This window comes from Enterobacter cloacae complex sp. 2021EL-01169, from assembly GCF_020733125.1.
GTDB lineage: Bacteria > Pseudomonadota > Gammaproteobacteria > Enterobacterales > Enterobacteriaceae > Enterobacter > Enterobacter roggenkampii.
This window is the reverse complement of the sequence record NZ_JAJFTC010000001.1, coordinates 974,619-987,509: the sequence shown is the minus strand read 5'-3', so window position 1 is coordinate 987,509 and position 12,891 is coordinate 974,619. Positions and strand designations below refer to the sequence as shown.

Below are 12,891 nucleotides of genomic sequence, written 5' to 3'. Positions count from 1 at the left end.
GCTTACTCTCCGCCTTCGTTATTTGCAGGCGCGGAAGCGCTTTCCGGCGCTGCCGGTGGGGTAAAGTCACCGAGCTTGATGTTTTCAATCAGGCAACCGGCGGCATAAGCCTCGACCACATAGTCAACATTCATTGACTCATAGTTTTCGATGCGGTCTTTCTTCGGGTTTTCGATGATGCTGCGACGGTGCGCGTCATCCATGAAGTAGATAGACAGGTTGTCGAGACGCGTCACCATCAGTCCATCTGCCGGGAAGTAAGGCACGCGCACGGCTGGCAGGTTGCCGATGCGTTTCTGGCTGATGATGATGTCAGCGGCCAGCGACTCGGTGTTTGCCTGCTCTTTGTTGACGATCGGGAAATATTTATCCGCCATCAGCTTACGCCCGGTGATGACAACCAGCTCCGGGTCATCCTGATAAATCTCGTCAATCAGGTTGCCGGTGGCATCCATGACCAGCGCGTCGAGGTTCGCATAGTCGCCGTTTTTACCCACGCGGATCACGTCTGAAATCACCGCACCTTCTTCGTCGGTGATTTTTGACATCACGCGCGCTGGCGCTTCATTGCGGTACTTCTGCAGCCAGCCGATCGCCACGTCCTGCAGCATCGGATTCTTTTTGCGGTCGGACGTCGCCGCGCGCTCGATGCCGTTGAAACCGGCCATGATGAAATCGAGGGACTGACGTTTGATGATGGCGTCACGGATACGGGTCTGGAAGTCCTGGAATCGCGCCCACAGGTCGAGCTGTTTGTAGCGGATATGGAAATCAAAGTTAATCTGCGCACACTCGTATTTATTGGACTCCAGCGCGGTAAAGTCTGCGGTTTTACGCTCATCATCACCGGCGGTGTCGGCAGTGCTCGCAATCGTGCCGTTGACGCCCACCCCGACTTTTTCGCCTTTCAGCTCGTCGACCGGCACGATGTTGATTTTGGTCAGAAACGCGGATGACATCTGCAGGGTGGTCATCAGGGTTTGCGTGACCGACGGCTCGACGGTGAATTTTTTCGCCACGTCATCAGTGGAAACGCCGTTCAGCTCCGCAACGCGGGACAGGTAGGCATTAAATTTGAAGCGGGTATCTTTACGCATGGTTTTTCCTGTTCGGGTAAAAGGGTTCAGGCCGGACAACGCACCCGGCGCGTTATCAGCAGTTGGTCAGCAGCTCGTCGCCCGTACCGCCTTTTGAAAGCTCGCGGCGCGGCTGGCGCTGGCTTTCGGTGCTGTCGAGGGAGCTTTTCAGGGAGGTAAACGCCTGCGCGTTTTCATCGACTTTGCTGGTCACGTCCTGCTTAAGCTGCGCAAAAGCGGTCTCCAGCTCGGTGACGCGCTTATCGGTGGCGTTGAGATTGGTTTGTACCTGCTCGGTAACGGTGGTCACCGCCTCATGTACATCTGCGAAACGGGCGTCATCGCTGGCCTGCTTACGGCCAAAAATGGCTTTGACCTTATCGGTCAGGCTGTTGAGCATGGTGTCGGGAACGTCCTCAAACTCCAGCTCAGCCAGTGAAGCCACAGAAAAAACGTCGTCCGGCTGGTCTTTTTTACCGGCGAGCGGGTTCTGCGTGGCGCGACTGCAGAATTCGAGGTATTCCGTGCCGAGGCTTGCCGGGTCATCGGTGACGGCCAGGCCAACGAGGTAACACTTGCCGCTGTTGGCAAAGTTCGGACGGATCTCCATGGAGGTGTAAACCTTCTGCCCGGCCTTAACCATGCTGACCAGCTCGTCGAGCGGCTGGATTTTGCCAAACAGCGCTTTTTTGCCATCGAGCGCAGAGCCATCGCTGATAATCTCCGCCTTAAGCTCGGTTACATCGCCATAACGTTTAAACTGGCTGTCAGGCATCAGCCCCCGGATATGTTCGAGGTTAATGCGGCAGCCGTAGACGCGCGGGTCGAACGTGTCGGCCATATCCTGAATATCATCGCCGCTGATGACGCGGCCATCGCAGGTGTCACCCTCGACGCCGATGCGAAACCATTTAGAAACTTTCTTTGCCATTGTTCAGGTGTCCTGATGTTGGGTTTTCGGGTCGGGTTTAGTTTCCCGACTCTGACCCGTATCAGCCACCGCTTGCGCTCCTGTTAGAACTGATACAACAAGCACTTAGCGCGAATAACCCCCTATTTCCTTAGCCTTGCCACGTCAGACCAAAAACGAGGCAAGCATGACCATTTCAACTGACCTTTCTCTGATAAATGACCCGCGACGACAGGCGCGGCTGTTGTACTGGCAGGGGTTCGCCGTGCCGCAAATCTGCGACATACTGCAGCTCAAGCGCCCGACCGTACAGAGCTGGAAACAGCGGGATAGGTGGGAAGAAACCGCGCCGATTAACCGCGTGGAATCGACATTAGAGGCGCGGCTTATCCAGCTCTATGCTAAGCCAGACCTGACCGCGCATGACTTCAAAGTCGCGGATTTTTTGTCGCGCCAGATGGAGCGGCTTGCGCGCATTAACCGCTACGGCCAGACCGGAAACGAGGTGGATTTAAACCCCAATATCGCCAGCCGTAACAAAGGGGATCGCAAAAAGCCGAAACGCAATTTCTTCAGTGATGAAGCGATTGAAAAGCTGGAAGAGATTTTCTTCGACCAGTCGTTTGACTATCAGCTCCGCTGGCATAAAGCGGGATTAGAGCACCGCATCCGCCACATCCTGAAATCCCGCCAGATTGGCGCGACGTTCTACTTTGCGCGCGAGTCCCTCCTGCGCGCACTCAGGACCGGGCAAAACCAGATATTTTTGTCGGCCAGTAAAACGCAGGCTTACGTTTTCCGTAAGTACATCATCGCCTTTGCCCGTCTGGTTGACGTCGACCTGTCAGGCGACCCGATCGTCATCGGCAACAATGGCGCTGAGCTGATTTTTCTCGGGACCAATTCCAACACCGCGCAGAGCCACAACGGCGACCTGTATGTCGATGAAATTTTCTGGATACCCAATTTCCAGAAGCTGCGTAAAGTCGCATCGGGCATGGCCTCGCAGTCACACCTGCGCACAACCTATTTTTCGACCCCATCGACGCTGGCGCACGGCGCTTACCCGTTCTGGTCAGGCGAGCTGTTTAACCGTGGCCGCAGCAACCGCGACGAGCGTGTCGACATCGATATCAGTCATCAGGCGCTCGCCGGTGGCGTGCTGTGCGGTGATGGACAGTGGCGGCAGATTGTCACCATTGAGGACGCGCTTGCCGGTGGCAGCACCCTGTTTAACCTCGACCAGCTTAAGCAGGAAAACAGCGCGGATGACTTCCGTAACCTGTTTATGTGCGAGTTCGTCGACGATAAGGCATCGGTATTCCCGTTCGAGGAGCTGCAGCGCTGCATGGTCGACGCAATGGAAGAATGGGATGACTTCGAGCCGTTCGCCGACCGTCCGTTTAACTGGCGACCGGTCTGGATTGGCTATGACCCGTCACACACCGGTGACAGCGCCGGGTGCGCGGTACTGGCTCCGCCGCTGGTTGCCGGTGGCAAGTTCCGCATCCTTGAGCGTCACCAGTGGAAAGGCATGGACTTTGCCGCGCAGGCCGAGGCCATCCGGGCGCTGACCGAGAAATACACCGTCGACTATATCGGCATCGATGCGACCGGCATCGGCCAGGGTGTTTACCAGCTCGTGCGCTCATTCTTCCCGGCGGCGCGCGCCATCCGCTACACGCCAGAAATGAAAACCGCAATGGTGCTGAAAGCAAAAGACACCATTCGCCGCGGGTGTCTGGAATACGACGCCGGGGCGACCGACATCACGCAGTCATTTATGGCAATCCGCAAAACCATGACCAGCAGTGGCCGCAGCGCGACCTATGAAGCCAGCCGTAGCGAGGAAGCCAGCCACGCGGATATCGCGTGGGCGACCATGCACGCCCTGTTAAACGAGCCGCTTTCCGCCGGTAGCGGTATGCAATCAAGTTCAATTCTGGATATTAACTAAGATGAAAAAACGCCAAAACAAACAGCTAAAACAGACCAGCACGATCGCCAGCGCGCCGCAGAAAATGGAGGCGTTCACCTTTGGTGAGCCGTCACCCGTTCTGGATCGCCGCGACATCCTCGACTATGTCGAGTGCATCAATAACGGCAAATGGTACGAGCCGCCGGTCAACTTCTCGGGACTGGCAAAAAGCCTGCGCGCAGCCGTACACCACAGCTCCCCGATTTACGTAAAGCGCAACATTCTGACCAGCACCTTTATCCCGCACCCGTTGCTGTCTCGTCAGGACTTCAGCCGCCTTGTGCTTGATTATCTGGTGTTTGCAAACGGCTATCTCGAAAAGCGCATGAGCGTGACCGGCCAGCTCATGAAGCTTGAAACCTCACCGGCAAAATACACACGCCGTGGCGTGGAGGATGGCGTTTACTGGTACGTGTCGGACTATACGCACCCGCATCAGTTCGCCCCCGGCTCGGTGTGCCATCTGCTTGAGCCCGATATCAATCAGGAGCTCTACGGGATGCCGGAATACCTGAGCGCGCTCAATTCTGCCTGGCTGAATGAATCCGCCACGCTGTTTCGTCGCAAGTATTACCAGAACGGCGCGCACGCGGGTTACATCATGTACGTGACCGACGCGGCGCAGAGCAGCACCGACGTCGAGGCGCTGCGCTCCGCGATGCGCGACTCGAAAGGGCTCGGGAATTTTAAAAACCTGTTTTTCTACGCCCCGAACGGGAAACCGGACGGCATTAAGATCGTGCCGCTGAGTGAAGTCGCCACGAAGGATGATTTTTTTAACATCAAGAAGGTGAGCGCCGCTGACCTGCTCGATGCGCACCGCGTGCCGTTCCAGCTCATGGGCGGCAAGCCTGAAAATATCGGCTCGATGGGCGATATCGAGAAGGTGGCGCGGGTATTTGTGCGTAACGAGCTGACGCCGCTGCAGGAGCGTTTCAAAGAAATAAACGACTGGCTCGGGATGGAGGTGATCCGCTTTAAGGATTACAACATCGAGACCGACTAAACCCGCCCAAAATGCCGCCTCCGGGCGGCACACCCTCAGAGCAAGCCAGACGCCACACACGCGACGCAAGCGCCCCGACATCAGCTTGACCAACTTCACATCACAGCGAGCCAGCATGACGCGCACAGACGCGCAAAATAAATCCCGTCACCACGTCTGGCGCGCAGTGCTATCCCCGCCTCGCCTGCGCGCTTAACGTGTGGCTTTTGATGCAGTTGTATTAAAAAGAAAAAGCCCACCAAGACTGGAGGGCTGTACAATTATAGTTCGTAAATTGCTCATGCAAATTCATGCGTTATGATGCAAAAAAACATTACTTTGCCTTCACAACCGGATGCGCGCGATCATGCCCACCGCCACGATGCTTAGAAAATATAACCTTTTCATTAATAAAAGGTTTTTGACCATAAACACTGTCATAGTGGAAAAAAACTTGCGGAAGATTAGGCACACGGATGAATCCATACTTCATTTTAGTATCACCGATGACCCCAAAGACCCTTGTACTCACTGGATAACATAGTTCGCCACATTGCTTCACCAATTCGTCTGCTGTAGGGCGCTTAGAAGGATCCAATTTTAAACAGTCTTCTATAAGTTTGATTATTTCATTTGCCAATGGCGCATACTGTCTATTTGAAAATATAAAGTCTGGATAAGGTGCATGTGTACCAGAAAGTATATTTGGTATAGCCATATAACCAATACCAAAAGGGTATTTACCAGTAAGTATTCTGAACATCATCGCACCCAATGCCCAAATATCTGTGGGTTTCGAAACCTTACCTTGACTCTGAATGATTTCCGGAGCCATATATGGTAAAGCGCCGATAGCAGTTTGCGAAGAACTTATTGAATCTTGGCCATTTCTTGCAGCCTCATCGATTTCATCACCCGCCATCTTTGAGATGCCGAAATCCGTGATTTTTATCTCAGTAGCATTGATACCACCGCCGACCATTATATTTGAGGGTTTGAGGTCTCGGTGTATGACGTCAACATGGTGCGAAGCAGATAGAGCCTTAGCTAAATTATGAAATATTTTAGCAGTTAAATATGGATCAACACTTGTATAAGTATCTAAAATAGCCTTATCCAAGTCCACTCCATCAATAAACTCTTCCGTTAGAAATTCTCTACCTTCATCGTCAATGAAATAATCTAAGGTCTTCGCCACATTTGGATGGTTTACTCTTGAGGCTAGTATTGCACTTCTATGAAACCTTTTTTCTGCAGATTTATTTTTTGGAGTCTTGAGAGCCACATGCCTTGAAAGAATATTATCCTTTGCCAAATAAACTTTTTGCATCCCCCCCTCACCAATTTCTCTCAGGATTGTATATCTGCTAACTTGAGTTCCTTGAGTCAAATTTATCATAACACAACCTCCGGATGAGAAAGATCAAAAGTAATAAAAACCCTCTCTTTTCTTGGCCTAGACGATGCCCCCAATATAATGACACATGAATCAGGCAAAATATTATATTGCCTTGCAGTTATATTGTTCACATAAACCTCACCACTCAAGCTCGATATATAAAACTCTGATCCAGAATATTTAACCTCAACATTCCCGACACCTGAATTATTAAATGTTGCGGATTTGTTTTTTGAAGAAACAATAATAGGAGAAGCATTATCAGCAATTAGCAATGCTCTATGAGAGTTGAAAAGAACAAATTTTTTAAGAGTTTGGCATACATGAGCCATGTCAGGCCTTTCATCTGGACTCGTATTTAAACATTGAAAAAATAATTCTTTTAGCTGTGCAGGTAACTGTATATTAGAGTTATCAAAAGGATTAGAGACTAATTTTTTTGGTAAAACACTCATTTCCGCTGGTATTGGTGTCTTAGCCAAAAACATTGCCGTTACAGCAAATGCATATGTATCTATGGATTTCGTAAACGCTACTTGATGTAAAAATAATTCAGGTGCAGCATATATGGGAGTTCCTTTGAAACCTATTGTATTAGCTTCTTCAACATTTCTAGAAAGTCCAAAATCATAAATTTTCACTACTCCCTCAGAATCAATTTTCATGTTTCCAGGCTTGATATCCCTATGAATAATGTCATGAAAATGTATCTCAGAAATACCTGAAGAAATTTGCCACAGAATTTTAATTAAATCTTCAGAATCTAATATCCTGTCCTGTATTTCCACCAATGAAGGCCCGTTAACGTACTCTTCAACTATTGCAATCCCATTACCCTGACAATTAATAACATCATAAAGCTCAACTACATGTTTCGATCTTAATTTCATTAAAGCTGATAACTCATCCTTCATTCGAGGAGAATCATCAGGGTCACTTATGGATTTTATTGCAACAAATCTTTCGAGATGAGTATCCAAGCATTTGATCACGCAACCAAATCCTCCTGACGACTCTTCTTCAGTCCTCTTATACCTTGCCGGGAGAGTAAAATCAGTCATCTTTATCTCCTTTTGTGGAGTTTTTCTCAGAGAATGAAATATCTAATTGTGAAATGTTTTCCAACTTGTCATTATTATTGGCTTCTATAATTTTCCTTTCTTCATCGCCTTTCATATTAGTGATTTTTTTCTTTGCCCGGGTTTTCCTTTTAGATACATCTTTTTTACTGGCAATTTTATTGTTGCATTCTAAATCAGTATCTTTACTATCACCAACATTTTTAACAGGAACAGAGTTAGAAACATTTAGCGGTGCAGATTGCACACTAATTACTTTCATTTCACCAAAAGGATCCCATAAATTAATAACATCCCCAGATGAAACATCCAACGCACTCAGTATATTCGCAATTTCAACTACCGCAATTGATGCATTATCAAAACCACCAAACCAACTAGCTAAGTCTATAACTCTCTTAGCAAACACACCCGTATTGTTAGAATGAGAATATAGTTTTCTCAAATTATTACTATCGATGGTATGAGCACCATCTGAAGTTAATGCAACCACTCCCCCAGGGGAAAGTCGAATATCGTGAAAATGTATTTCCAGAACACCATCAAGACCTATAAACTGTACTAACTCGCCACCTAGCCTAGAATCAATAGCACCTGACTCACTGCCAAGATATTCATTGTATTTTTTTGCCAATACAGCTAACGTATCATCTTCACTAATTTGGCTTATGCGCTCAGCGTTAATGGAATATATACGACTATCGCCGACATTTATTGCGGTAATGTTATCAGACTCATCAACAGCCAAAGCTGATAATGTAGCTCCACCGTTACCTTTATATACATTCAAAACTGATTCATTTGCTTTTAAAACGGCTATTTCAAGACATTGCCTAATTGGCAAACCTGAATGTTTAATTATCTCAGTAAAAAAGGTTGATACGGTCAGTGAAGCAGCATTAGCCCCCCCTTCCATTCCACCCATGCCATCGGCTAAAGCGATGACAATCATGTCCTTACTCTTACTAAAAGGACGAAATTTTAATACAGCCACCCGGTCTTGGTTCTCTTTCCTGACTAGACCTATGTCTGTAGCAATAGCTGCAGGTAGCATAGACACTCTTCGCACTGATGAAGCGATATTTTTTCTATGCAACCAAGCGTGTATCTGTTCATGAAGGATCTCGTAAGAGTCTCGACTCACAGCGCCTCCTCAAGCAAGCATTTATCCGAAGCTATAGATTACAAAACACTAACGGCGATTCCTAGCATTAACCACTCAAATTCATTAGAAAATTTATGTAGTACAGTTAGTTGAATATTATTGGGATGGCGAATACTAAGCCTCTGACCAATCTGATTTCAATATCACTGTTACCCCGGTCTCCGATTCACAGCATCTAGTGATACAAAATCTTACTTCGAACTATGTGTATCGTTGATTTGTCGGAAATCCCGGCCACTCATCAGCAACCGGATACGTAAATTTTTGCCCGTCATATGTCAAAACCGCCCCGCGCGCCAGCACCTCAAGCTCCCAACGTTTCGGCAAAATGTTGTGTTGTAAAAGATCAAAGTGGATTCGCGGTATTAGCGAACGCTCGGATTTTGTCAGCCTGCCTGATGGAGCTGCGTCATGCAGTTTTAAAGGCTCCCTGCTTCTTTGCTGTCGGTTTTGCTGCTGCGCTCCTTCTTTTAATGCGCCCCTGAGCACCTTCATGACTTCGGGGTCATCCCATACAATAACTCCATCAACAACAAGATTGAGCACCGCTGCGGCTTGCTCAGACGGTGTGGGGGTCATAACTGGGTCGCCACCGCCGGTGAGCTTTCCACAGTTATTGACAGGACTCCGAGGCGCGGCAGAGCCGCTTTTTAAGGTCAAAGGCTCAACGGCCAAAACCTTTGGAACGATGCGCCATTCGGCTGTTCGGGTTACATGAACACGGTGAGCCCCGAGATGAGGGGCATAAATACCGACCACCCTCTCGATATCTTCTTCGTACTCATTAACCTCATCCGTCACCTTACGGGCGACCCTGACGGCCTGAGCATCACGCGGCATGTTTGCCCCGACCTGCGCGATGATATACCGCTCAAAGTCACCCTCATCTGCAGCTGCTCGCGCGGCCTCGACCCTGTCGTCAAACTCGCAGGCAATACTCACCCCACGCGGCAGTTTGCGCAGTTCCCGGTAAGCGCCCATCGTCGGGAGACCAATCGGTTTAAACTGAGGGATACGCCATGTTGACGCCCAAGCGGTGACGGCTGCGGCAGTATCTTTCAGAGGCTTGCCTGTGTCGTGATCGAGCTGGCCGTCGAGCGCGTAACCGTCGATATTTTTTGCAATGTATTTAGCGATATAACCCGCCGCTCCGCCCTGATTAAGATGACGGGATTCAAAGCGCTGTTTTGCCGCGCCCTTTTCGTGTCCGTCCTCTTTGAGGGCATAACGACGCATAATTTCGTTGATGGCTTTACGCTGACCGGGTTTGCAAAACAGCATCATGTGCCAGTGTGGCGTTCCGTCGTGGTGCGGCTCGACAACGCGCATCCCGTAAACCTCTAAATCGTTATCCTTGAACGCGGTACGCATCAGGCTCCAGATTCGGCAGAGATAGCGCTGGCCGTCTTTGGGGGTAAATGCGGTGTCGTTCCAGCCATGATTGAGCTGTACCGTTTTGCTTTCGCCTTTGCCAACTTGACGGGTTGGGTGATACTTCGAGGGTGTGGTCAGCGTGATAAACATCCCCACGTCACCCACACTGGCCGCGTAGCGCTCAATCCCGGCGATAGTATTCATCAGCTCCATGCGGCGTATTTCAGGGTTAGAAATGCTGCCCATGACCTTACTGATGAGATCGATACGTTCGCCGGTGACTTTGTTTTCCAGCTCGCAGGATTTCAGGTATTCGAGATTAGCCAGGCGGCGCGCGTGAACATCGCGGATCGCCATTTTACTTGCGTAAGGTGAACGGTCTTTGTTGACCTCACCTGCTGCGATGAGCAGCGCTTCACGCCAGCGCATCCGCTGAGCCTTGAGCTGGTTGCCCCACCACTCGTCTTTAATAAGTCGTGAAATAGCGGAAAATGCCATGCGGATCGTCATCTGACCCTTACGGTATTTTTTCCAGTACATAGGGGTGATGTTAAATGCGCGAGCAATACCGGCCACTTGCCCGTATAGGTGCGACTGAGCTTCATCGGTGAAAAGTGTCTCTTTCCCGCCGTGAGCCTCCGCCCATGCGTCGCTTAACTCCTCATATTTGCTCCAGAGCTGAGAGGCAATTCTGGCAGCAAATTTCCTGAGCTCTTTGTCGTTCAGATCCGGCAGGCGTGCATATTCATCCCGCGCAGACAGAAAACCAATCGAGGCGGATTCATTCATCCCGCACAGCTCATTAACACGCTCAAGACGCGGCAGCAGCTTGCGCTCAAACGTGTTTTTAAGGAAATACAGCCCACCCAAAGGGCTCTTTTTACGGCGGATGAAGTTATAACGCGATGTAAACAGCGTTTGCAGGAAAAACGGCAAACGGTCAATACGGTTTAAAACACCTTGCACCTGACGGAGTTCGGCACGTGTAAGGGGTCTGTCGCGGCCAATGGCCTCTTTGGTGACGTTATTCCAGGGATAAGCACCAACGAATGAATCACTGGTGCCCTTCAAAACTGGTGGTGGTGGCGAGGGGGCAACACGCCCCCGAGGTTCGTTGGACATATTATTTAAAAGCGTCCAGACATTGCTTCCCCATGCGTTCAATCCGAGCTTCCAGAGCTGAGAAGCCGGTAAGATCGCTGGTCAAAAGATCATGCAAAACCAAGCCTGAGATAAGCTTAGGGATAGTTGGGTAGTAACCCACAACATCTAACCATTCCTTACCTTCATTCTTCCCAGATGTAGCGGTCTTTTTTTCCTGCAAAATGAATTGATAGCGGTCACTGGTGATGACGAATTGGTTATTAATCTCGATGTGTATGCTCATTTTTGCTTCCTGTTAACAGTGGTTAACCAGCTCTACCGAAAATTGAGTTGTGTAACTTTTCCGACTCCTGGCCTAATAACTCAATAATCTCGGTGCGATTAAGTTCTGACTTACTGATGTACGCGATAAGCCCATCAAACTGAGAAGAGAAACGAGTCGCCAAGTCGCGCTGTGCCTCGCTTACTGCCTGCGCCAGATGTGCCGAATACATCCCCCGCTGCGCTGTATTTTGTTTTTGCATTTGCCTATCTCCGGGCAAAAGGAGTCCCCACGCTGTATGGCGCGTAATAAAACGAATCCAGATTAATTAATGTAAATACTGCTCAGGTTTTACCGAGGTTAAAATAGTTGGTGCGTACTCAAAAAGGCTGAACAGCTCTCGCAGAGCGCGGAAAAGTTTGTCACGCCAATAACAGTCCTCTTCATTTAAACGCCAGTGCGGCATCATAAATTCCTGTTCTGTCAGTCCCGCATGAAGGAACAATGAGCGCCTTTGGCTAACGGTCAGGCGACTGATGAAAGTTGCTTTTGACGAGCCAATTTGGCGGTGCCGGGCAAATGCAGTTCTCAATTCATCAAGCGCACAAACAAGACGCTCACGATCGGCTTCAGCCATTTCCTCTAAGCGCATCACAGAGTGGCGCTGTTTTAATTGAGCGTGGAAACAAACCGTAAGACGCTCCCGCTCCATCATCTGATTGTAAAAATCGCAAGTGTCCTGCCAGCGAGGCTGAGCCAGATACTTGCAGACCAGACCGCGAAGCGCTGTTGGTTGTTTCTGGATCACGTCCAGTGTCATTACCGTCATAACCACAGTCCTCTCTTTTTGACCAGGCGACGAAGCTTCTCGATAACGCCCGGCTTTCGGGTTCGGATGATTATGCCCTTGCGGCCGCGACCGTGAGTGATGGTGAAGTTGATCGGATTAGGGTTTTCTCTTCGAAGCAACTGTGCAATACAGCGAGGCTCTTTCATAAATTCTCCTTAGGGAGTCGGGTTTTAACCATGCCCGACACATGGCCTTGTGATAGGATCGAATCGCCAAAAACAAGCCAATCACATGAGGTATTTCATGACTAATCAACAAAATGAAGAATTAATTGCCATTCTAAAATCAGCCATTTCATTGGTTAATTCTTCCTCTGATGCGATCTCTAATCGTGAGAAGGCTGAGGAAATCAACAAACTGTCAGTCCAGTTGAGAGAGGCAATTCAATCTAAAATGCCTTTCACGCATAAAAGCTTCTTAGATATCAACTAAGCTCAAATACTGGTGGGGTTTGCCATAGCCCCACGTTCTTTTGCTAAAAATTCCAGATACAGCCCTGCAATCTCCTCATAGGCAACATCAAGTTCAAAAACCTCTCCAGACGTAAGATGCACCTCAACTTTGTCGGCTGTTTCAGTGCGCTCACGGATAGCGGCCACGCTTTTTAAGTCGATCAGCACCCGCATACCATTAGTGATATGACGAATGCAGCCATGCTTTATTGGTTTAGACATGCTATTTCTCGATTGAATTTGAATGGATTAGATGA

Annotated in this window: 14 protein-coding genes; 3 read left to right on the top strand and 11 right to left on the bottom strand. The window is 49.2% G+C overall.

The annotated features are described in order from the left end of the window. Positions 1-2 precede the first annotated feature (2 nt). A complete protein-coding gene (locus LLF79_RS04565) occupies positions 3-1,097 on the bottom strand; it encodes a phage major capsid protein, P2 family (protein ID WP_227879140.1) in 1,095 nt (364 codons plus the stop codon). Between the two features lie 55 nt (positions 1,098-1,152). Then, on the bottom strand, positions 1,153-2,007 hold the full coding sequence (locus LLF79_RS04560; RefSeq protein WP_032652229.1) for a GPO family capsid scaffolding protein: 855 nt from the start codon (positions 2,005-2,007) through the stop codon (positions 1,153-1,155). 166 nt (positions 2,008-2,173) lie between these two features. Between LLF79_RS04560 and LLF79_RS04555 the strand changes: the two genes are divergently transcribed. Together LLF79_RS04555 and LLF79_RS04550 are read left to right on the top strand one after the other, a co-directional pair. Beyond that, the gene (locus LLF79_RS04555) at positions 2,174-3,943 is read left to right on the top strand and encodes a terminase ATPase subunit family protein (protein ID WP_227879139.1); all 1,770 of its coding nucleotides are present in this window, start codon (positions 2,174-2,176) and stop codon (positions 3,941-3,943) included. Position 3,944: 1 nt separating this feature from the next. Next, entirely contained in the window at positions 3,945-4,970 is a 1,026-nt protein-coding gene (locus LLF79_RS04550; protein WP_227879138.1) for a phage portal protein, read from the top strand. A 313-nt stretch (positions 4,971-5,283) separates the two neighbouring features. On the opposite strand, the gene LLF79_RS04545 is transcribed toward LLF79_RS04550, so the two are convergent. The 8 genes from LLF79_RS04545 to LLF79_RS04510 form a co-directional block, all read right to left on the bottom strand. Continuing rightward, on the bottom strand, positions 5,284-6,348 hold the full coding sequence (locus tag LLF79_RS04545; protein ID WP_227879137.1) for a serine/threonine-protein kinase: 1,065 nt from the start codon (positions 6,346-6,348) through the stop codon (positions 5,284-5,286). After that, on the bottom strand, positions 6,345-7,409 hold the full coding sequence (locus LLF79_RS04540; RefSeq protein ID WP_227879136.1) for a serine/threonine-protein kinase: 1,065 nt from the start codon (positions 7,407-7,409) through the stop codon (positions 6,345-6,347). Before LLF79_RS04540 ends, LLF79_RS04545 begins: the two co-directional genes overlap by 4 nt. Further along, the gene (locus tag LLF79_RS04535) at positions 7,402-8,481 is read right to left on the bottom strand and encodes a PP2C family serine/threonine-protein phosphatase (protein ID WP_227879135.1); all 1,080 of its coding nucleotides are present in this window, start codon (positions 8,479-8,481) and stop codon (positions 7,402-7,404) included. The genes LLF79_RS04540 and LLF79_RS04535 overlap by 8 nt, the downstream gene beginning before the upstream one ends. 312 nt (positions 8,482-8,793) lie before the next feature. Beyond that, complete coding sequence (locus LLF79_RS04530; protein ID WP_227879134.1) at positions 8,794-11,088, bottom strand: replication endonuclease; 2,295 nt, start codon at positions 11,086-11,088, stop codon at positions 8,794-8,796. 1 nt (position 11,089) lies between these two features. Beyond that, positions 11,090-11,353: a DUF5405 family protein gene (locus tag LLF79_RS04525; protein ID WP_224979055.1), complete on the bottom strand. Its 264-nt coding sequence runs from the start codon at positions 11,351-11,353 to the stop codon at positions 11,090-11,092. Positions 11,354-11,375: 22 nt separating this feature from the next. After that, entirely contained in the window at positions 11,376-11,594 is a 219-nt protein-coding gene (locus tag LLF79_RS04520) for a DUF2732 family protein (RefSeq protein WP_045352351.1), read from the bottom strand. 66 nt (positions 11,595-11,660) lie between these two features. After that, positions 11,661-12,161, bottom strand: coding sequence for a hypothetical protein (locus LLF79_RS04515; protein ID WP_059354247.1), 501 nt, complete (start codon positions 12,159-12,161; stop codon positions 11,661-11,663). After that, positions 12,158-12,328, bottom strand: a complete 171-nt coding sequence (locus tag LLF79_RS04510; protein ID WP_224979056.1) for a hypothetical protein — start codon at positions 12,326-12,328, stop codon at positions 12,158-12,160. Before LLF79_RS04510 ends, LLF79_RS04515 begins: the two co-directional genes overlap by 4 nt. 97 nt (positions 12,329-12,425) lie before the next feature. Here LLF79_RS04510 and LLF79_RS04505 point away from each other — a divergent pair, with 97 nt between their 5' ends. Next, positions 12,426-12,614: a DUF4175 domain-containing protein gene (locus LLF79_RS04505; RefSeq protein ID WP_227879133.1), complete on the top strand. Its 189-nt coding sequence runs from the start codon at positions 12,426-12,428 to the stop codon at positions 12,612-12,614. A 2-nt stretch (positions 12,615-12,616) separates the two neighbouring features. Here LLF79_RS04505 and LLF79_RS04500 read toward each other — a convergent pair whose 3' ends face one another. Further along, the gene (locus LLF79_RS04500; RefSeq protein ID WP_181826458.1) at positions 12,617-12,856 is read right to left on the bottom strand and encodes a hypothetical protein; all 240 of its coding nucleotides are present in this window, start codon (positions 12,854-12,856) and stop codon (positions 12,617-12,619) included. Positions 12,857-12,891 lie beyond the last annotated feature (35 nt).

Bases quoted from the DNA above. Each gene is read 5' to 3' on its own strand.
- LLF79_RS04550 (WP_227879138.1), top strand. From the start codon at position 3,945: ATGAAAAAACGCCAAAACAAACAGCTAAAACAGACCAGCACGATCGCC.
- LLF79_RS04510 (WP_224979056.1), bottom strand. From the start codon at position 12,328: ATGAAAGAGCCTCGCTGTATTGCACAGTTGCTTCGAAGAGAAAACCCT.
- LLF79_RS04545 (WP_227879137.1), bottom strand. From the start codon at position 6,348: ATGATAAATTTGACTCAAGGAACTCAAGTTAGCAGATATACAATCCTG.
- LLF79_RS04555 (WP_227879139.1), top strand. From the start codon at position 2,174: ATGACCATTTCAACTGACCTTTCTCTGATAAATGACCCGCGACGACAG.
- LLF79_RS04505 (WP_227879133.1), top strand. From the start codon at position 12,426: ATGACTAATCAACAAAATGAAGAATTAATTGCCATTCTAAAATCAGCC.
- LLF79_RS04565 (WP_227879140.1), bottom strand. From the start codon at position 1,097: ATGCGTAAAGATACCCGCTTCAAATTTAATGCCTACCTGTCCCGCGTT.
- LLF79_RS04520 (WP_045352351.1), bottom strand. From the start codon at position 11,594: ATGCAAAAACAAAATACAGCGCAGCGGGGGATGTATTCGGCACATCTG.
- LLF79_RS04540 (WP_227879136.1), bottom strand. From the start codon at position 7,409: ATGACTGATTTTACTCTCCCGGCAAGGTATAAGAGGACTGAAGAAGAG.
- LLF79_RS04500 (WP_181826458.1), bottom strand. From the start codon at position 12,856: ATGTCTAAACCAATAAAGCATGGCTGCATTCGTCATATCACTAATGGT.
- LLF79_RS04525 (WP_224979055.1), bottom strand. From the start codon at position 11,353: ATGAGCATACACATCGAGATTAATAACCAATTCGTCATCACCAGTGAC.
- LLF79_RS04560 (WP_032652229.1), bottom strand. From the start codon at position 2,007: ATGGCAAAGAAAGTTTCTAAATGGTTTCGCATCGGCGTCGAGGGTGAC.
- LLF79_RS04515 (WP_059354247.1), bottom strand. From the start codon at position 12,161: ATGACGGTAATGACACTGGACGTGATCCAGAAACAACCAACAGCGCTT.
- LLF79_RS04535 (WP_227879135.1), bottom strand. From the start codon at position 8,481: ATGCTACCTGCAGCTATTGCTACAGACATAGGTCTAGTCAGGAAAGAG.
- LLF79_RS04530 (WP_227879134.1), bottom strand. From the start codon at position 11,088: ATGTCCAACGAACCTCGGGGGCGTGTTGCCCCCTCGCCACCACCACCA.